This window comes from Pseudomonas syringae group sp. J254-4, from assembly GCF_032586855.1.
Lineage (GTDB): Bacteria > Pseudomonadota > Gammaproteobacteria > Pseudomonadales > Pseudomonadaceae > Aquipseudomonas > Aquipseudomonas amygdali.
Genome location: NZ_JAWHOO010000011.1, coordinates 71,493 through 89,274, shown reverse-complemented (window position 1 = coordinate 89,274; position 17,782 = coordinate 71,493). Strand labels below are relative to the sequence as shown.

Sequence of the window (17,782 nt, the reverse complement as noted above, 5' to 3'; positions counted from 1 at the left end):
TGGCGTACGCAGAATGCCTTATTTCGCTGCTCTGCCGGTAGCGGTACGAATCATGTTTTCGAGGGTTTCAAGTGGACAATCACATTCGTCCTGTCGAGCTGGAAAAAGCCTACCGTCTGCTCAATCACGGCCCGACTGTGCTGGTGTCCTCCAGTCATGAAGGCACTCACAACGTCATGGCTGCGGCCTGGGCCTGTGCGCTGGACTTCTCGCCGCCGAAGGTGACACTGGTGATCGACAAGATGACCAAAACCCGCGAGCTGGTGGAGAAGAGTGGTTATTTTGCGTTGCAGGTGCCCAATCTGGATCAATTGCAGATGACCTTCGACGTCGGCACTCAGAGCAAGGTCTTCACCCCGGACAAGCTTGATAAAGCCAATGTCGACCTGTTTCTGATTGAAGATCATGTCACGCCGCTGGTTGTCGGTTGCTCTGCCTGGCTGATCTGCAAGGTCATCCCGGAGCCGCACAATCAACAGACCTACGACCTGTTCATTGGCGAAGTCATCGGCGCCTGGGCTGACACCCGTGTGTTCAACGACGGGCACTGGGCATTCGAAAAGGCCGACCCGAAATGGCGCAGCCTTCATTACGTGGCGGGCGGGCATTTCTATACGATTGGTGAGCCTGCGGTGGTGGAAACGGGCGACGAATGATCACTCTGCGCTGTTGCGAAGACTGGACGCAGAGCGCTCATCGTCACTCCAGACTTGAAAAGCCCGAAAAACAGGGCTGACACCCCCGATAATGCTCGTTCCCACGCTCCGCGTGGTAATGCATTTCGTGACGCTCTGCGTCACATTGCAGCCATGGTGCATCAATCAATCCGGCCTGAGAAACAGGCGGCACCAAAGCCTGATACTTATTTGCGCTCGATATCGAGCCAGGCTGCAGATCTGTGACGCGGAGCGTCACCCAATGCATGCCAACGCGGAGCATTGGCACGATGGTGTTTTCCAGACACCCATCGTTCCTCACGCTCCAGCATGGTCAAGAGGGCATTTTCCCAACCCTCAGTGACGATCCCGCCATACGGTCTGTGCATTGCAGAACTCGCGTACACCGAAGTGCGAGAGTTCACGGCCAAAGCCGCTTTTCTTAACGCCGCCAAACGTCACGCGTGGGTCTGAAGCGCTGTAGCCGTTGATGAACACACCGCCGGTTTCCAGTTCTTCGGTCATGCGTTCTGCCAACTGCAGATCACGCGTGTAGACCGTCGCGGTCAGGCCGAATTCGCTGTCATTGGCCAGCTCCAGAGCGTGCTGCGCGTCGCGGGCGGTAATGATCGATGCTACCGGGCCGAACAGCTCCTGTCTGAAGGAAGTCATCTGGTCGGTCACGTCGCCCAGTACGGTCGGCTCGTAGTAGTTGCCTTGGCCATCAGCCTTCTTGCCGCCCAGCAACAGCGTCGCGCCTTCGGCAAGAGTGTCCTGAACCTGAGCATCCAGTTCATCGCGCAGATCAAAGCGTGCCATCGGACCAATGTAGGTCTCGCTGGACAACGGATCGCCGATCACCAACTGGCGAGTCTGCTCAACGAACCTGCGCGTGAATTCCTCGACCACACCTTGCTCGATGATCAACCGCTTGGCCGCCGCACAGACCTGCCCGGTGTTCTGGAAACGACCGATGACAGCCGCTTTCACAGCCTGATCCAGGTCCGCGTCATTGAGCACGATGAACGGGTCGGAACCGCCCAGCTCCAGCACGCACTTCTTCAGTGCCGCACCGGCCTGAGCACCAATGGCCTGGCCCGCGCGAACACTGCCGGTCAGCGTGACGGCTGCAATGCGCGGATCGGCAATGGCCTTCGAGACGCCCTCGGCAGTCACGTTAATGACTTCAAATACGCCCTCCGGAAAACCGGCACGCTTGAAAGCTTCCAGCATCAGGTAAGCGCAACCCATAACGTTGGGTGCATGCTTGAGCACGTAGGTATTACCCGCCAGTAATGTTGGAATTGCGCCGCGCAAGACTTGCCAGATCGGGAAATTCCACGGCATCACCGCGAGAACAGGGCCCAGCGGACGGTACTCGATGCGTGCCTTGTCATGCTCGACCTGAGTCGCTTCGGCAACCAGCATTGCCGGGCCTTGCGCCGCATACCAATCGCATAACTGCGCGCATTTCTCGACTTCGCCCCTGGCCTGCGCCACGGGCTTGCCCATTTCCCGGCTGATCATCTGTGCAATGTTTTCGGCGTCATCGCGCAGGGCCTGGCCCATGGCGATGATCAGTTGCGCACGTTGCTGGACGGGCGTGCGCTTCCAGCCTGTAAAACCGGCAGCCGCACGCGACAGGCTGCGATCCAGCGTGGCGGCGGATTCGAAGGCGTAGTGGCCGATCTGTTCGCCTGAGGCGGGGTTGATCGAGATTGCGTGGGTATTGCTGGTGACAGTAGTCATTGCGCCATCCTGTTGAGGTGGGAAGTGGGACCAGAATATAGGCGTGCAATGCTTTCTAAAACTGAATAATAATGAGCGTATCGTTCATGATTGGAGAATGAAATGGATCTGGTTCAGCTGGAGATGTTCAAGGCGGTGGCTGAACACGGCAGCATCAGCGCCGCTGCGCAGCATATTCATCGCGTGCCCTCGAACCTGACGACGCGTATCAAACAGCTGGAGCAGGATCTGGGCGTAGACCTGTTCATTCGCGAAAAACACCGTTTGCGACTGTCGCCTGCCGGCTGGAATTTTCTCGATTACACGCGGCGCATACTGGACCTGGTACAGGAAGCGCGGCTGGCGGTTTCCGGCGAAGAACCACAAGGGCCTTTTTCACTGGGCTCGCTGGAAAGCACGGCGGCCGTGAGGATTCCTGCGCTGCTGGCGGTCTACAACCAGCAAAACGCCAAGGTCGAACTGGACCTGTCCACCGGGCCGTCCGGCACCATGATCGACGGTGTGCTTGCCGGGCGCCTGGTTGCTGCGTTTGTCGACGGGCCGGTGCTGCATCCATCGCTCGAGGGTGTGCCGGTATTCGAAGAGGAAATGGTCATCATCGCGCCACTCAACCATGCGCCGGTCAAGCGCGGGCGGGATGTGAGCGGTGAAAGCATCTACGCGTTTCGTGCCAACTGCTCGTACCGGCACCACTTCGAACGCTGGTTTACCGAGGACGCCGCAGTGCCGGGCAAGATCCACGAAATGGAGTCTTACCACGGCATGCTGGCCTGCGTCAGCGCCGGTGCCGGGTTGGCGCTGATGCCACGCAGCATGCTGGAAAGCATGCCCGGTTGTGCCACAGTCAGTGTCTGGCCGTTGTCCGAAAAGTTTCGTTACCTGCACACCTGGCTGATCTGGCGTCGAGGCACCGTATCGCGCAGCCTGACTCGCTTCGTGGAGTTGCTGGAAGAACAGGCCAGACCGCCGCAAGCCGGATGAGGTAACGTCGGCAGTTACTGCGCGGCAGATACCCGTCCGGCAATCGCTGCACCCACTTCCTGGGTCGAACACTTGCCGCCCAGGTCCGGTGTGACGTCGCCACTGGCAATCACTTGCTCGATAGCGGTGATGATCTCGTCATGAGCCGCTGCGAAGCGTTCATCGCCCTGGCCGAGGAATTCCAGCATCAGCGCGCCGGACCAGATCATCGCAATCGGGTTGGCGATGTTCTTGCCGAAGATGTCGGGTGCCGAGCCGTGCACCGGTTCGAACAGCGAGGGGAAATTACGCTCCGGGTTGAGGTTGGCCGACGGCGCAATGCCGATGGTGCCAGCACACGCCGGGCCGAGGTCGCTGAGGATGTCACCGAACAGGTTGGATGCCACCACCACGTCGAAGCGCTCGGGTTGCAGCACGAAGCGCGCGCACAGAATATCGATGTGTTGCTTGTCCCAGCTGATGTCCGGGTACTGACTGGCCATCGCCTCGGTGCGCTTGTCCCAATAGGGCATGCTGATCGCCATGCCGTTGGATTTGGTCGCGGACGTTACGTGCTTGCGCTCGCGTTTGCTGGCCATCTCGAAAGCGAACCTGAGAATACGGTCGACACCGCGACGGGTGAACACGGATTCCTGCAACACGAACTCGTTTTCGGTGTTTTCAAACATGATCCCGCCCAGCGACGAGTATTCGCCTTCGGTATTTTCCCGCACCACGATGAAATCAATGTCGCCCGGTTCGCGATTGGCCAGCGGGCAGGGCACGCCGGGAAACAGCCGCACCGGACGGATGTTGGCGTACTGGTCGAACTCGCGGCGAAACTTGAGCAGTGAGCCCCAGAGGGAGATGTGGTCTGGCACTTTTTCCGGCCAGCCCACGGCACCGAAAAAGATCGAATCGAAGCCTTTGAGCTGTTCAAACCAGTCGTCCGGCATCATCTTGCCGTGCTTCAGGTAGTAATCGCAGCTGGCCCATTCGAAGTATTCGAACTCCAGCTCCAGACCGTGCTTCGCGGCGGCAGCCTGAACCACACGTACGCCTTCGGGCAGTACTTCAAGGCCGATGCCGTCACCGGCGATGGCAGCAATACGCAGTTTCTTGTTGTGCATGTCGGGCACTCTTGTCGGGCGGTTTGTCAGGGATGAGTCACACAGGCCATCCATGCTATAAGCACATGATATAAAGATAATCAGTTGATTAATGGATTGAGAAAACACGAATCGTGAATTATCCAAACCTTGATGACCTGAACGTGTTCATCCACGTTGCTCGACGCTCGAGCTTCGTGGGTGCCGCCAATGAGCTGGGCATGTCCGCTGCTTATGTCAGCAAGCGGGTCAAACTGCTGGAGCAGAATATGGGCGTGGTGCTGTTGCACCGCTCAACGCGGCAAGTATCGATCACTGAAGACGGCGAGCGAGTCTATGAGTGGGCCAAGGGCCTTCTGGAGTCGGTGCAGCAGATGGGCGACGAAGTTGCCGCGCTGCACGGCGAGCCCAGTGGCTTGCTGCGAGTGGTCAGCAGCCAGGGCTTCGGTCGCCGTTTCGTAGCGCCTGCCTTGTCAGAGCTGGCGGCGCTTTATCCGAAGCTGGATATACGTCTGGATATTCAGGACCGGCTGGTCGACCTGATCGAGGAGGGCGTCGACCTGGACATCCGCGTCGGCAACGAAATTGCCCCGCATCTGCGTGCAAGGCACCTGGCCAGTAACTGGCGCGTGTTGTGCGCAAGCCCCGCTTACCTGAAACATCACGGGGCGCCACTGAGCATCGGTGAGCTGGCCAACCATGATTGCCTGGTGATCAAGGAGCGCGACCGGCCGTTCGGCATCTGGCATCTCAACGGGCCGCAAGGCGCTGAAACCGTCAAGGTGACCGGCAGCCTTTCCAGCAACCACGGCGAAATCGCCCGCCAGTGGTGCCTGGACGGGCGCGGCGTGTTGCTGCGTTCGCTTTGGGATGTACGTACTGATCTGGCCGAAGGCCGGTTGATTCAGGTGCTGCCGGAATACCGCCAGGACGCGGACATCTGGGCGGTTCATACCTCACCGCTGATGAGTTCGGCCAAGGTCCGCGTCACGGTGGAGTTTCTGCGTGACTACCTCGCTTTGCATCCGTCACCGGCGAACCACTGACGCGTGCCTACCGGCGTCAGTGCGCCCCCGCTGCCTTGTTCAGGTCGCTGTCCGTCCATTCGGTGTAGATACACGCGTCGGCAGCGGCCCAGCGCACCCGCACCGGGTCGCCAGCCCGGAGCAGCATGCCGGTCGCTGAAAGCGCTTTGACAGTCATGGCAGTGCCGCCTGTGGTGACCACCGAACAGGTCTGGCTTTCGCCGAGAAAAAGCACTTCAGTGACCTTGGCACTCACCTCGTTCCAGCCTGCTTCAAGTGGTATGCCAGCAGCCTGCTCAACGCTCAGCGCCTGGGCTTTCTCCGGGCGCACCATCAGCAGTACGTCCTGATCGGTCTTCAGCCCTGCGGTCAGGCGAATCGCCAGTGTGCTGCCCTCGAACGTTGCCACGGCGTTGCCCTGTACCTTGAGCCTGAGGAAGTTCGAGTTGCCGAGAAACGACGCAACGAAGGCATTTGGCGGGTCCTGATACAGGTCATAACCCGAACCCAGACCGACGATTTTGCCGTGGCTGAAAATCGCGATGCGCTGGGACAGGCGCATGGCTTCTTCCTGATCATGAGTCACATAGACGATGGTGATGCCCAGCCGACGATGCAACTGACGCAGTTCGTCCTGCAGGTCTTCACGCAGCTTCTTGTCCAGTGCGCCCAGCGGCTCGTCCATCAGCAGGATGCGTGGCTCGTAGACCAGCGCTCTGGCAATGGCGACTCGTTGCTGCTGGCCACCGGACAGTTGCGAAGGGCGGCGGTGAGCAAACTCTTCCAGCTGGACGAGTTTGAGCATCGCATCGACTTTCTTCTCGCGCTCAGCCGCAGGCAACTTGCGGATCGCCAGCGGAAAAGCAATGTTGTCGCGTACCGACAGGTGCGGAAACAGCGAGTAGCGTTGAAACACCATGCCGATGTCGCGCTTGTGCGGTGGCACATTGACCAGCGATTTGCCGCTGACCAGAATCTCGCCCGAGCTGGGCGTCTCGAAACCGGCGAGCATTGACAGCGTGGTGCTTTTGCCCGAGCCACTGGAGCCGAGAAAGGTCAGGAATTCGCCGTCCTGAATATCCAGGGAAATGTTGTCGACAGCGGCAAAGTCACCGTAGTGCTTGTTCAGGTTGCACAGGCTGACCAGCGTTTTCTGATCCTGATGGGCGGGGTCTTTGATCACGGCACTCATGAAGTACTCCTGGCTTCGTTGCGGCGACGCAGGGTCGCGGCGATGAACATGATCAGCACCGACAGGGCGATCAGCAGCGTTGAGGCAACAGCGATGACCGGCGTCATGTCCTGACGCAGGGTGGTCCACATTTTTACGGGAAGGGTTTGCAGGGTCGGGCTGGCCATCATCACGCTCAGCACCACTTCGTCCCACGAGACCAGAAACGCGAACAGCGCGCCGGCCATCATGCCCGGACGGATGCCGGGAAAGGTCACTTTGTAGATCGCCTGCAGGCGTGACGCGCCACAGATTACCGCGGCATCTTCAATGGACTGGTCGAACAGTTTCAGCGAGTTGATGATCGAGATGATGGTGAACGGCAAGGCGACGATCACATGGCTGACGACGAAGGAAAACAACGTGCCGGTGTAACCGAGCTTGAGAAACAGGGCGTACACGGCAACAGCGATAATCACCAGCGGCACGATCATCGGCAAGGTGAAGACGCCGTATAGAAAATCGCGCCCGGGGAAACGGCCGCGCACCAGCGCGAAAGCGGTGGGCAGGCCCAGCGCCACCGAGGCAATGGTGGTCAGAGTCGCGACCTTGAAGCTCGACATGGCGGCCGCCATCCAGTCCGGGTTGGAGAAAAACTGCTGATACCACTTCAGTGTCCAGCCGGGTGGCGGAAATACCAGCCACTGCGATGAACCGAATGACAGCAGGACGATGAACAGGATCGGCAGCAGCAGAAACAGCGCGATCAGGCCAGTGGTCAGGTACAGACCCGTACGCAGGCCGGGGCTCATGGCATTGGGTGTCAGGAGCATGGCGGTTTACCTCGCGTTACTGGCACCGACCGGGGATTCCGGCTGGAGCTTCAGGTAGAAGTAGAACAGTACCAGCGTAATCAGCACCAGCAACGCAGCGGCGGCACTGGCCAGCCCCCAGTTGAGGAACGACTGCACCTGCTGGACGATGAATTCGGGCAGCATCATGTTCTGCGCGCCACCCAGCAGCGCCGGGGTAACGTAGTAACCGAGCGACATGACAAACACCATCAGGCCCCCGGAAAACAGCCCCGGACGGCACAGCGGCAGGAATACCCTGAAAAAGTTGGTCCATGGGCTGGCACCGCAGATCGAACTGGCCTGCAACACCATCGGATCGATGGCCTGCATGGTCGCCTGCAACGGCAGGACAATGAACGGAATCATGATGTAGCTCATGCCGATCACCACACCGGTCAGGTTGTGCACCATCTCCAGTGGCTGATCGATAATGCCCATCGCCATCAGCGCCTTGTTGACCACCCCGGACGCCTGCAACAGCACCAGCCACGAGTAGGTGCGTGCCAGCAGACTGGTCCACATCGACAACAGCACAATGTTCAGAATCCAGCGTCCCCAGCCACGCGGTACGAGGGTGATGACCCAGGCCAGCGGGAAGCCCAGCAGCAGGCTGAACAAGGTCACCAGACCAGCGACGGAAAAGGTATTGAGCAGCACTCGCGAGTAGGCCGAGTTGGCGAACAGTTGTTCGTAGTTGCCAAGGCCCGGCACCGGCTCAAGCACGCCGCGCAGCAGCAGGCCGATCAGCGGAGCGAAGAAAAACAGTCCGAGAAAGATCAGCGCCGGAAGCAGATTGCGGCTGCCACGCCAGCGCTGAGCGAGGGAAGGGGATCGCTGCATGCTCGTCGCCTTGTCGTGTGCCGCGCCGGCGGTGCGCGGAGCACCACCGGCCGGGATGGGTTGACGAGGAGCGACCGCTGTCATTTTTACTTGACCAGCCATTCGTTCCACCGTGTCGCAATGTCCGCGCCATTTTTGGCCCAGTATGCGAAGTCGAGAGTGATTTGATCGGCAACATGGGCGGTCGGCAGGTTAGGTGCCAGTGTTGAGTCCAGGCGTGCAACGCTCTGAGTGTTTACCGGGGCATAGGCACTGAGGTTGGAGAAGTCTGCCTGGCCTTTGGCGCTGGTTGCATTGGCGATGAACTTCATCGCGGCATCCTTGTTTTTTGCGCCTTTTGGCACGACCAGAAAATCAGCCATGACCAGGTTTTGTTTCCAGCTCACACCCACCGGTGCGCCGTCCTGTTGCAGGGCATAGACCCGGCCGTTCCACATCTGGCCCATCGACACTTCGCCAGAGGCCAGCAGTTGTTGTGACTGCGCGCCGCCGCCCCACCAGACGATGTCCTTCTTGATGGTGTCGAGTTTCTTGAAGGCGCGGTCGAGGTCCAGCGGGTAGAGCTTGTCAGGTGCTACGCCGTCGGCCAGCAGAGCCAGTTCAAGCACGCCAGGGCTTGGCCACTTATACAGCGAGCGTTTGCCGGGGTAGGTTTTGGTGTCGAACATGGCGGCCCAGTCGACGGGTGGTTTGGCGCCCACTTTGCTTTCGTTGTAGCCGAGCACGAAGGAGAAGAAGAACGAACCGGCACCGTGGTCGGTGACAAAGCGCTTGTCGATCTCGTCGCGTTTGATGGTGTTGAAGTCCAGAGGCTCCAGCAGGCCTTCGCTGGCGGCACGCAGGGCAAAGTCGGCTTCGACATCGACAACGTCCCACTGTACGTTACCGCTTTCGACCATGGCCTTGAGTTTGCCGTAGTCAGTGGGACCGTCCTGTACGACCGTGATCCCGCTGGCCTTGCTGAACGGAGCTGCCCAGGCTTCTTTCTGGAAGTCCTGGGTGGAACCGCCCCAGCTCACGAAGTTGACGCTCTCGGCGGCGCTCGCGGCGACACTCGAGAGAGCCAGCACGCCGGCCGCCAGAACTGCTGCTGCACGTTTGTTCAACACCATTTTCACGCCCTCATTTGTTGTGTTTTGAGCGGGCTTTTCTTGCCCGCGTAATCGGGAGCAGTAGGTCCAATGGGCCTTGAAACCTGGTACAGGTCAGGTGCTGTTATTAATGCTGTCCCTTGCCGGGCGCGCCTGACCAATTCGTGTGTTTATGGAATGTCATATTATGGTATTCCAAACTTTCTGCAAGCGTTTTGCCCTGTCAAAATGCCTTCATCGGATGTTTTTACGGTAAACCCATGCGGCTGCCGAGCGCAGGCAGTGGGGCGTGCCCGCGGTACTTTTGTCGGTCAGCCGGGAAACGGAATATTTTCAATCACTTCCAGATCGTAGCCAGTCAAGCCTGCGTATTTCAGTGGCGGGCCGAGGTGGCGCAGCTTGCCGACACCCAGATCCTGCAAGATCTGTGCGCCCGTACCGACCTCGGAATAAATACGTGATTGCGAGCGCGTGTATTGGCGTGGCGGCTGGGTGAGCTGTGGAATGCGCTCCAGCAGCGCTTGGGAGGATTCGTGATTGGCGAGCACCACCACCACGCCGTGACCTTCTTCAGCGATACGTTGCAGGGCGGCCCAAAGCGTCCAGTTGGCGGGGCCGTTGTATTCGGCACCGACCAGGTCGCGCAGCGGGTCGACAACATGCACGCGCACCAGCGTGGCGGCGTCACGGCGGATGTCACCCATCACCATGGCCATGTGCACGCCACCTTCGATGCGGTCTTCGTAGCTGAACAGACGGAAGGTGCCGTGTACGGTCGGCAGTTCGCGCTCGCCAATCCTGACGATGGTGTGTTCGGTGCTCAGGCGGTAATGGATCAGGTCGGCGATGGTGCCGATGCGGATGCCGTGCTTTTTGGCAAACACTTCCAGGTCAGGTCTTCTGGCCATGCTGCCGTCATCATTCATGACTTCAACGATGACCGACGCTGGCGTGAAACCGGCCAGCCGGGCCAGGTCGCAGCCCGCTTCGGTATGCCCGGCACGGGTCAGGACGCCGCCGTCACGTGCGCGCAACGGGAAGATATGGCCCGGCTGCACCAGATCTTCCGGTACTGCGTGCGGGTTGACGGCAGCCTGAACGGTACGCGCACGATCTGCCGCGCTGATGCCGGTCGTCACACCTGTGGTCGCTTCGATGGACACCGTGAACGCGGTGGCGAATACGCTGCCGTTGCTGGGTACCATCTGTTCCAGGCCCAGACGCTGGCAGTGTTCGTCGGTCAGCGTCAGGCAGATCAGACCGCGCGCTTCGCGGGCCATGAAGCTGATGGCCTGTGGCGAACAGCAATCGGCAGCCAATAGCAGATCGCCTTCGTTTTCCCGGTCTTCGTCATCAACCAGCAAAACCAACTTGCCCAGGCGGTAGTCTTCAATGATGTCTTCGATGCTGTCGAATGCCATGTTCAGTATCCCGGTTTTATGGGTAGATGAATCGTGGTATACCATAAGACAGAATATTTCACAGATTCCCCATCATTGAAACAGTGAGATCACGATGAAGGCCTATTGGATTGCACACGTCGATGTAACCGACCCTCAGCAGTACAGTGAATACACACAGCGTGCTCCGGCAGCGTTCGTGCTGTTTGGTGGCAAATTTCTGGCGAGGGGCGGGCGTTCCGAAGCGCTGGAGGGGCGTGAGACGCCACAACGCACGGTGATTATCGAATTCGAGTCGTACGAGCAGGCGGTTGCCTGCTATCACTCGCCGCAATACCAGAACGCCATGAGCCATCGGCAGGGCGCAGCCAAGGCCGAAATCGTGATAGTCGAGGGGCAGCCTTGAGCAGCAGGCAAAATCCAGGTGCGGCCCGGACTGCTTCGCCTGGAGCTGTGCTTAACGAATAAAATGCACCTTGCCGGTGTCGTCGTTGCCGATGTAGATGCCATACACCCCCGCCTGACGCTCTTCGATATAGCGTTCCAGTATCTGGCGGATGGCGGGGTAATAGATGCTGTCCCACGGGATGTCTTCAGGGGCGAAGAATTGGTAGTCCAGGGTTTCCGGGCCGAACTGGCCGGTGACTTCCAGGGCGATGGCACGGAACACGATGTAGACTTCGCTGATCCGCGGCACGCTGAAGATGGAATAGGGCGAGACGATTTCGGCACGCACCCCGGTTTCTTCCCAGACCTCACGCAGCGCGGCCTGCTCGGTGGTTTCGCCGCTTTCCATGAACCCGGCAGGCAGTGTCCAGGTGCCGGGGCGCGGCGGTATGGCGCGTTGGCACAGCAGATATTTGCCTTCCTGCTCGATGATGCAGCCGGCAATGATCTTCGGGTTGACGTAATGAATGTACTGACAACCGCCGCATATCAACCGCATGTGCGTATCGCCTTCGGGGACGCGCTGAGCCAGGTCAGCACATCCGCATTGAGGGCAGAAGCGCGGTGTGACCATGTCAGCGCCCTATGCGGGGTTCTTTGAGTGCCACGGGCGCGATGATTTCGCGGACTTTGGTGTCTTCGTCCTGCTTGGATTTCAAATATTCCAGTGCTACGCGTGCGGCATTGCGCACGTGATCGACCGAAGCCTGATGCGCGGCCATCGGGTCGCCGCTCTTGATGGCCTCGACCATCAGTTCCATTTCCTTGTTGCTCGCACCGCGGCGGTTTTCCTGGGAGACCGAGGTGGCGCGCAAGTAGCTGATGCGCGCCTGCAACTGACGCAGCTGTGTTGCGGCGACGTGATTACCGGAGCCTTCCAGTAGCACGTCATAGAAACCCTGAACCGAATCGATCACTTGCTGCAGCTCGCCTTCCTTGAGCGCCTGGCGATTTTCCTCCAGGGCTTTTTCCAGGGCGCGAATGTCCTTGGGCTTGGCGCGCAGGGTGAACAGCTGAACAATCAGGCCCTCCAGTACGCACCGTAGCTCGTAGATATCGCACGCGTCTGCCAGGGTGATAATGGCAACGCGCGGGCCCTTGGCATCGGCGAACTCGACCAAGCCTTCGGATTCCAGATGGCGCAGCGCCTCGCGTACCGAGGTGCGGCTGACGCCCAGACGGTCACACAGATCACGCTCGACCAGACGATCGCCCGGCAGCAGCTGAAAATTCATGATCGCGCTGCGCAGCTTGTCCAGCACAATCTCCCGCAGGGTGACGGGGTTGCGGTTGACCTTGAAGGTGTCATCGAGTGGCAGGCGTTTCATCGGGTGTGCTCGGAATGGGGCTGTCAAAGTAAAAACGTGACTGGAAACCGTGGCTGGAAACAAAGTCTCGCTCATGTCGGCAGCCCACGAACCACGCGGGCTGCTGCATGGCCCGGACGCATGACCCGGGTCGCGGCCGAGTTTATCACGCCGATGCCTGCAACCACCAAAACCGCCCGGCGCAGCCTCAGACGATGGCTGGCAGCGCGCCCATCTTGCCTCGGTGATAAATCATCGGTGTGACCGGGACCGCCGGCAAGATCAGATTTTTTACTGCGCCGACAATGATTGCATGATCGCCACCGTCGTATTCGCGCCAAAGCTCGCATTCAATGATAGCCGTTGCCTTGCCCAGCAGCGGGTTACCCAGCTCGCTCAAGTGCCACTCGATGCCTTTGGTCTTGTCCTTGCCCTTGCTGGCGAACGCGTAGGCTTCGACCTGCTGGTCGGCAGACAGCAAGTGGATGGCGAATTTTTTGCTGTCGCGCAGCACCGGGTAAGTGTCCGATGCGTAGTTGGGGCAGAACAGCACCAGCGCCGGGTCGATGGACAGCGCGCTGAACGCACTGGCGGTGATACCGACCAGATTGCCCTCGGGGTCCAGCGTGGTAACAATTGTGACGCCTGAAGGGAATGACGCCATGACTTCTTTGTAGATACTCGGTTCGATCATCGCAGCGGCCTCGTTAACGCATGACAAATGGATCAGGCATGGGCGCCTGCGAAAGGTTGATCCACACCGTTTTCAATTCGGTGTAGGCCAGTACGGAGTCTATCCCGCTCTCGCGGCCGTAGCCGCTGTTTTTGAAACCGCCGATAGGCGCCATAGCTGACACGGCACGATAGGTATTGACCCAGATGATACCTGAGCGAATATCCCGCGCCAGCCGATGCGCGCGGCCCAGGTCACGAGTCCAGATTCCGGCGGCGAGGCCGAACTGTGAGTCGTTGGCAATGGCCAGCGCTTCGGCTTCGTCCTTGAAGCGAATTACCGAGGCCACCGGGCCGAACACTTCTTCCTGCATGATTTTCATCGAGTTGCGGTCGCATTCGAACAGCGTAGGTTCATAGAACCAGCCTTTGCTGTCCAGCTTCGGGCGCTTGCCGCCCAGACGCAGGCGTGCACCTTCGGCCAGGGCGTCCGCCACCAGACCTTCTACCACGGCCAGTTGCTGGGCCGTGGCCATCGGACCCATTTCGGTGGTTTCATCCTGCGGATTGCCGATCCTGATACGACTGGCGCGCTCGGCCAAGCGTTCGACGAATTCATCGTAGATTTCGGCCTGCACCAGCAGTCGCGAGCCGGACACACAGCTTTGCCCGGACGCCGCATAGATGCCTGCGACTGCACCATTGATGGCGCTGTCCAGATCGGCGTCGGCGAAAATGATATTCGGTGATTTTCCGCCGAGCTCCAGTGACAGTTTGGCGAAATTCTCGGCGCTGCTGCGCACCACGTGGCGAGCCGTGGCCGCGCCACCGGTAAAGGCAATCTTGCGCACCAGCGGGTGGCGGGTCAGGGCCGCGCCTGTGGTCGGGCCGTAACCGGTGATGACGTTGACCACGCCGGGCGGGATACCCGCTTCAAGCGCCAGACGCGCCAGCTCAAGCACGGTGGCCGAGGCGTGTTCCGATGGCTTGAGGACGATGGTATTGCCCGCCGCCAGCGCCGGGGCCAGCTTGATGGCGGTCAGGTACAACGGGCTGTTCCACGGAATGATTCCGGCGACCACGCCCATCGGTTCATGCACGGTGTAGGCGAACAGGTCCGGTTTGTCGAGGGGCAGGGTGCCGCCCTCGAGCTTGTCAGCCAGCCCGGCGGTGTAATGAAAGAACTCCGGCAGGTAGCTGACCTGACCGCGGGTTTCGCGAATCAGCTTGCCATTGTCGCGGCTTTCCAGCTGCGCCAATTGCTCTTTGTTTTCGGCAATCAGGTCGCCCAGTTTGCGCAGCAGCTTGCCGCGTGCCGTGGCGGTAAGGCCACGCCACGCCGGGCCCTCGAAGGCTTTCTGAGCGGACTGCACGGCCCGTTCGACATCGGCTTCGTCGGCGTCGGGCAGTTGCGCCCACGGTTCAGCCAGCGCCGGGTTGAGGCTGTCGAAAGTCTTGCCGGACAACGCATCGACCCACTGACCGTCGATGCACATCTGAAAGCGGGTAAGGCTCATGCAACTATCCCCTTGATCGAGTTGTGGGCAGTCGCCAATTTGTCGAGACCGGTTTTTTCAAAGAAGTCGAGCAACACCTGGTTGACCAGGCGCGGCGACTCAACCGGCATCATATGGCGTTGATCGGGCAGTATCGCGACTTCGGCACCGCTGATGCGCATGGCCAGTTCGCGGGCCATTTCCGGTGTTGATCCAGGGTCAAGTTCGCCAGTGGCAATCAGGGTCGGTGCGCGAATATCGCCCAGATCTTCGGCGCGGTACATATCCTGAGTAGCAAACAGCTTGTAGGTAGTCAGGTAGCCTTGCGGATCGTTACTGGCCAGATTCTGCCGAATGGCCGCAATCTGTGCCGGGTTGGCCGCCTGATACTCACGGCTGAACCAGCGTGACAAAGCCTCGCCTGCGTTGGCGTCCGGCCCGTGCTCGGCTGCCTGGCTGGTGCGCGCAATGACGCCTGCACGCTGTTCAGGGCTGCGGTTGAACACGCTGTTGAGAATCACCAACCCGGCGAGATGCTGTGGAAACTCCAGCGCGAACGCCCTTGCCACCAGCCCGCCCATCGAGAAACCGACGACCGTCGCCTGAGGCAGTTGCAAATGCTCCAGTAACTCACGCAGTTGCTCGGCATAGCCCGGAAGGCCAGTGTCCGGGTCCGGACGCGGGCTGGCGCCATGGCCGAGCATGTCATAAGCGATTACCTGATAATGCGTGGCCAGGCCAACGATCTGGCCGCCCCACATTTCCTTGTTCAGGCCCACCCCGTGAATCAACACCACGGGGTGACCTTGGCCGGTAGCCAGATAGCTGGTACCCGCCTGGGTGTGTTCAGCGGTGAGCTGAATCATGGACCGCTCCTGCGCAGATGACAAAGGTGATCGGGCGACGAGCCCTTCATGAGTTACTGGGCCTTTTCGGCCGCCAGTTCTTCCAGGTCGATATAACGATTGCCGATTCGCGGGTGCAGGCGTCCACCGTTGGCGGCACCAAGGACTACGATGATTTCGTCGGCACGCGGCGAATCTTCGATGTGCATCTCCAGCGTGATGTAGTGCGAGCGCAGGCCTTCATCATCCTTGTGCATCATCGGAATCTGGATGGACGTGCCTGGGCCACCGCGCTTGTTGGTAAAGCTCAGGTAGCTCTTGGCCTTGACCGCTTCGCGGTAGTGGTTGCCAAAGCGCAGGGTATGGATCACTGCTGAAGCGTGTTCGATTTCGCCGTCCGCGCCGACCACCGCAGCCTTGCCATAGGCCTCGATTTTATCTGCACCGCCAATCGCATCAGTGAGGCGCTTGACCATCAGTTCACCCAGATCCGAGCAGTTGGCACGAATCTCCGGTTTCAGGTCTTCGACGAATCCGCGGCCCAGCCACGGGTTCTTGATCACCACCGCCAGGCCAATCATGGTGACCGGTTTGTCGGTGGCCTTGCCGCCTTCAATGAAGGTTTCTTCGGTGTAATTGACGATCTTGCGAATTTCAAAACTCATGAACGACCCCCGGAGTGAGTACTTTTGTATTTCGTATGATGGTATACCATAAGATTGGACGTGCAAATGCTTTCTTTGCAGTGAATACAGGGGCCGGGACTCATCTCATATTCCCGGATCAATACGCACGAACCGCTCTGGCTCGCGCTCATCAATGACCACTCGTCAGGTATGAAGGCAATCACTTTGAACAGGCGTCTTCTGGTCGTGACAGATATTCGGTGAGCCTTAAAAAGCCCTACCGAATTTTTCACCTAAGGAGACTCAGAACATGAAAGCCATCGTCTATGGCGGTCCGCGTGACGTCAGTGTCAAAAACGTACCGGATGCGAAGATCCAGAAGCCAACAGATGCTCTTGTCCGAGTGACCTCCACCAACATCTGTGGCTCGGACCTGCACATGTACGAAGGCCGCACGTCTTTCGAGACCGGGCGCATTTTCGGCCATGAGAACCTCGGCCAGGTGATCGAAGTCGGCGCCGGCGTCGACCGCATCAAAGTGGGCGACTGGGTGTGCCTGCCGTTCAATATTGGCTGCGGCTTTTGCGAAAACTGTGAGAAGGGCCTGACCGGTTATTGCCTGACCGCCAACCCGGGCAGCGCGGGTGCGGCTTACGGCTTTGCTGACATGGGCGATCACGAAGGTGGCCAGGCCGAGCTGTTGCGTGTGCCGTATGCCGACTTCAACTGCCTGCTGTTGCCCGAAGATGCCGCCGAGCGTGAAGAGGATTACGTCATGCTCTCGGACATCTTTCCTACCGGTTGGCATGCCACCGAACTGGCCGGGCTGCTGCCTGGCGAAAGCGTTGCCATCTATGGTGCCGGTCCGGTCGGCCTGATGGCTGCCCACTCGGCGATGATCAAGGGCGCCTCGCAGGTGTTCGTGGTCGACAACCATCCAGATCGTCTGGCACTCGCGGCGAAGATGGGCGCGACGCCGATCAACTCGCTGGAGCAGGGCGCAGTGGATCAGATCCTCAATCTGACCGATGGCAAAGGCACCGACCGTGGCTGTGAGTGCGTCGGTTATCAGTGCTGCGACCGTCATGGTCACGAGGCCAACCACGTCACCATGAACAATCTCGTTGCCTCGACCAAGGCGACAGGTGGAATCGGCGTCGTGGGTGTTTTCGTGCCGCAGGACCCGGGCGCCAAAAGCGACCTCGCGAAGGAAGGCAAGATGGCCTTCGATTTCGGTTCGTTCTGGTTCAAAGGCCAGCAGATTCGCACCGGCCAGGCCAACGTCAAGGCTTACAACCGTCGCCTTGCCGAGCTGATCCACCACGGTCGCGCCAAGCCGTCGCAGATCATTTCCCATCGCCTGAAGCTTGAAGAAGGCCCTGACGCCTACAAGCACTTCGATGCGCGTGATGAAGGCTGGACCAAGGTCGTGCTCAAGCCAGGTGCGTGATAAGCGCAGTTGACCAGGCCTTGCCTGAGAGCCCTTGTCGTATCTGCCACAGGCGATCGACAAGGGCGTCAGCGTTTCAGTCAG

At 59.6% G+C, this 17,782-nt stretch carries 18 protein-coding genes; 5 read left to right on the top strand and 13 right to left on the bottom strand.

Annotated features, from left to right (window positions below; genetic code table 11):
- The first annotated feature begins 71 nt into the window (after positions 1–71).
- A complete protein-coding gene (locus tag RYB09_RS14970) occupies positions 72–656 on the top strand; it encodes a flavin reductase family protein (RefSeq protein WP_316889112.1) in 585 nt (194 codons plus the stop codon).
- A gap of 357 nt (positions 657–1,013) precedes the next feature.
- Here RYB09_RS14970 and RYB09_RS14965 read toward each other — a convergent pair whose 3' ends face one another.
- Entirely contained in the window at positions 1,014–2,405 is a 1,392-nt protein-coding gene (locus tag RYB09_RS14965) for an aldehyde dehydrogenase family protein (protein ID WP_058401429.1), read from the bottom strand.
- A gap of 102 nt (positions 2,406–2,507) precedes the next feature.
- On the opposite strand from RYB09_RS14965, the gene ptrR reads away from it, so the two are divergent.
- Complete coding sequence (gene ptrR, locus RYB09_RS14960) at positions 2,508–3,386, top strand: putrescine utilization regulator PtrR (RefSeq protein WP_004658151.1); 879 nt, start codon at positions 2,508–2,510, stop codon at positions 3,384–3,386.
- A gap of 14 nt (positions 3,387–3,400) precedes the next feature.
- Here ptrR and RYB09_RS14955 read toward each other — a convergent pair whose 3' ends face one another.
- Positions 3,401–4,495, bottom strand: a complete 1,095-nt coding sequence (locus RYB09_RS14955; protein WP_316889109.1) for a tartrate dehydrogenase — start codon at positions 4,493–4,495, stop codon at positions 3,401–3,403.
- Between the two features lie 113 nt (positions 4,496–4,608).
- On the opposite strand from RYB09_RS14955, the gene RYB09_RS14950 reads away from it, so the two are divergent.
- Positions 4,609–5,520 carry a LysR substrate-binding domain-containing protein gene (locus RYB09_RS14950; RefSeq protein WP_316889108.1) on the top strand — a complete coding sequence of 304 codons (912 nt, stop codon included), beginning with the start codon at positions 4,609–4,611 and terminating at the stop codon, positions 5,518–5,520.
- Between the two features lie 16 nt (positions 5,521–5,536).
- On the opposite strand, the gene RYB09_RS14945 is transcribed toward RYB09_RS14950, so the two are convergent.
- The 5 genes from RYB09_RS14945 to ribBA all read right to left on the bottom strand — a co-directional run bounded on the left by RYB09_RS14945 (position 5,537) and on the right by ribBA (position 10,876).
- On the bottom strand, positions 5,537–6,691 hold the full coding sequence (locus RYB09_RS14945) for an ABC transporter ATP-binding protein (RefSeq protein WP_316889106.1): 1,155 nt from the start codon (positions 6,689–6,691) through the stop codon (positions 5,537–5,539).
- Positions 6,688–7,503 (bottom strand): ABC transporter permease, encoded by an 816-nt coding sequence (locus RYB09_RS14940; protein WP_316889105.1) that lies wholly within the window; start codon positions 7,501–7,503, stop codon positions 6,688–6,690. Before RYB09_RS14940 ends, RYB09_RS14945 begins: the two co-directional genes overlap by 4 nt.
- 6 nt (positions 7,504–7,509) lie before the next feature.
- Positions 7,510–8,466, bottom strand: a complete 957-nt coding sequence (locus RYB09_RS14935) for an ABC transporter permease (protein WP_316889103.1) — start codon at positions 8,464–8,466, stop codon at positions 7,510–7,512.
- Positions 8,451–9,476, bottom strand: a complete 1,026-nt coding sequence (locus tag RYB09_RS14930) for an ABC transporter substrate-binding protein (protein WP_005743540.1) — start codon at positions 9,474–9,476, stop codon at positions 8,451–8,453. The genes RYB09_RS14935 and RYB09_RS14930 overlap by 16 nt, the downstream gene beginning before the upstream one ends.
- A gap of 290 nt (positions 9,477–9,766) precedes the next feature.
- Entirely contained in the window at positions 9,767–10,876 is a 1,110-nt protein-coding gene (gene ribBA, locus RYB09_RS14925; protein WP_316889100.1) for a bifunctional 3,4-dihydroxy-2-butanone-4-phosphate synthase/GTP cyclohydrolase II, read from the bottom strand.
- Positions 10,877–10,970: 94 nt separating this feature from the next.
- Between ribBA and RYB09_RS14920 the strand changes: the two genes are divergently transcribed.
- A complete protein-coding gene (locus RYB09_RS14920) occupies positions 10,971–11,261 on the top strand; it encodes a DUF1330 domain-containing protein (RefSeq protein ID WP_316889098.1) in 291 nt (96 codons plus the stop codon).
- Positions 11,262–11,312: 51 nt separating this feature from the next.
- Here RYB09_RS14920 and RYB09_RS14915 read toward each other — a convergent pair whose 3' ends face one another.
- The 6 genes from RYB09_RS14915 to RYB09_RS14890 form a co-directional block, all read right to left on the bottom strand.
- Positions 11,313–11,876 carry an NUDIX hydrolase gene (locus RYB09_RS14915; RefSeq protein ID WP_219171525.1) on the bottom strand — a complete coding sequence of 188 codons (564 nt, stop codon included), beginning with the start codon at positions 11,874–11,876 and terminating at the stop codon, positions 11,313–11,315.
- A gap of 1 nt (position 11,877) precedes the next feature.
- Entirely contained in the window at positions 11,878–12,630 is a 753-nt protein-coding gene (locus tag RYB09_RS14910) for a GntR family transcriptional regulator (protein WP_002553605.1), read from the bottom strand.
- Between the two features lie 187 nt (positions 12,631–12,817).
- A complete protein-coding gene (locus tag RYB09_RS14905) occupies positions 12,818–13,303 on the bottom strand; it encodes a flavin reductase family protein (RefSeq protein WP_316889097.1) in 486 nt (161 codons plus the stop codon).
- Between the two features lie 13 nt (positions 13,304–13,316).
- Positions 13,317–14,798, bottom strand: coding sequence for an aldehyde dehydrogenase (locus RYB09_RS14900; RefSeq protein ID WP_230018507.1), 1,482 nt, complete (start codon positions 14,796–14,798; stop codon positions 13,317–13,319).
- Entirely contained in the window at positions 14,795–15,643 is an 849-nt protein-coding gene (locus tag RYB09_RS14895; protein ID WP_219171527.1) for an alpha/beta fold hydrolase, read from the bottom strand. Before RYB09_RS14895 ends, RYB09_RS14900 begins: the two co-directional genes overlap by 4 nt.
- A gap of 53 nt (positions 15,644–15,696) precedes the next feature.
- Positions 15,697–16,287 (bottom strand): amino acid synthesis family protein, encoded by a 591-nt coding sequence (locus tag RYB09_RS14890; RefSeq protein ID WP_058407484.1) that lies wholly within the window; start codon positions 16,285–16,287, stop codon positions 15,697–15,699.
- Positions 16,288–16,558: 271 nt separating this feature from the next.
- Between RYB09_RS14890 and RYB09_RS14885 the strand changes: the two genes are divergently transcribed.
- Positions 16,559–17,698 carry a glutathione-independent formaldehyde dehydrogenase gene (locus RYB09_RS14885; protein ID WP_003318011.1) on the top strand — a complete coding sequence of 380 codons (1,140 nt, stop codon included), beginning with the start codon at positions 16,559–16,561 and terminating at the stop codon, positions 17,696–17,698.
- Positions 17,699–17,782 lie beyond the last annotated feature (84 nt).

What these genes read in the sequence shown, in the direction of transcription:
- RYB09_RS14965 (WP_058401429.1), bottom strand. Translation starts at nt 2,405, where the DNA reads ATGACTACTGTCACCAGCAATACCCACGCAATCTCGATCAACCCCGCC.
- ptrR (WP_004658151.1), top strand. Translation starts at nt 2,508, where the DNA reads ATGGATCTGGTTCAGCTGGAGATGTTCAAGGCGGTGGCTGAACACGGC.
- RYB09_RS14955 (WP_316889109.1), bottom strand. Translation starts at nt 4,495, where the DNA reads ATGCACAACAAGAAACTGCGTATTGCTGCCATCGCCGGTGACGGCATC.
- RYB09_RS14945 (WP_316889106.1), bottom strand. Translation starts at nt 6,691, where the DNA reads ATGAGTGCCGTGATCAAAGACCCCGCCCATCAGGATCAGAAAACGCTG.
- RYB09_RS14940 (WP_316889105.1), bottom strand. Translation starts at nt 7,503, where the DNA reads ATGCTCCTGACACCCAATGCCATGAGCCCCGGCCTGCGTACGGGTCTG.
- RYB09_RS14935 (WP_316889103.1), bottom strand. Translation starts at nt 8,466, where the DNA reads ATGGCTGGTCAAGTAAAAATGACAGCGGTCGCTCCTCGTCAACCCATC.
- RYB09_RS14930 (WP_005743540.1), bottom strand. Translation starts at nt 9,476, where the DNA reads ATGGTGTTGAACAAACGTGCAGCAGCAGTTCTGGCGGCCGGCGTGCTG.
- ribBA (WP_316889100.1), bottom strand. Translation starts at nt 10,876, where the DNA reads ATGGCATTCGACAGCATCGAAGACATCATTGAAGACTACCGCCTGGGC.
- RYB09_RS14920 (WP_316889098.1), top strand. Translation starts at nt 10,971, where the DNA reads ATGAAGGCCTATTGGATTGCACACGTCGATGTAACCGACCCTCAGCAG.
- RYB09_RS14915 (WP_219171525.1), bottom strand. Translation starts at nt 11,876, where the DNA reads ATGGTCACACCGCGCTTCTGCCCTCAATGCGGATGTGCTGACCTGGCT.
- RYB09_RS14910 (WP_002553605.1), bottom strand. Translation starts at nt 12,630, where the DNA reads ATGAAACGCCTGCCACTCGATGACACCTTCAAGGTCAACCGCAACCCC.
- RYB09_RS14905 (WP_316889097.1), bottom strand. Translation starts at nt 13,303, where the DNA reads ATGATCGAACCGAGTATCTACAAAGAAGTCATGGCGTCATTCCCTTCA.
- RYB09_RS14900 (WP_230018507.1), bottom strand. Translation starts at nt 14,798, where the DNA reads ATGAGCCTTACCCGCTTTCAGATGTGCATCGACGGTCAGTGGGTCGAT.
- RYB09_RS14895 (WP_219171527.1), bottom strand. Translation starts at nt 15,643, where the DNA reads ATGATTCAGCTCACCGCTGAACACACCCAGGCGGGTACCAGCTATCTG.
- RYB09_RS14890 (WP_058407484.1), bottom strand. Translation starts at nt 16,287, where the DNA reads ATGAGTTTTGAAATTCGCAAGATCGTCAATTACACCGAAGAAACCTTC.
- RYB09_RS14885 (WP_003318011.1), top strand. Translation starts at nt 16,559, where the DNA reads ATGAAAGCCATCGTCTATGGCGGTCCGCGTGACGTCAGTGTCAAAAAC.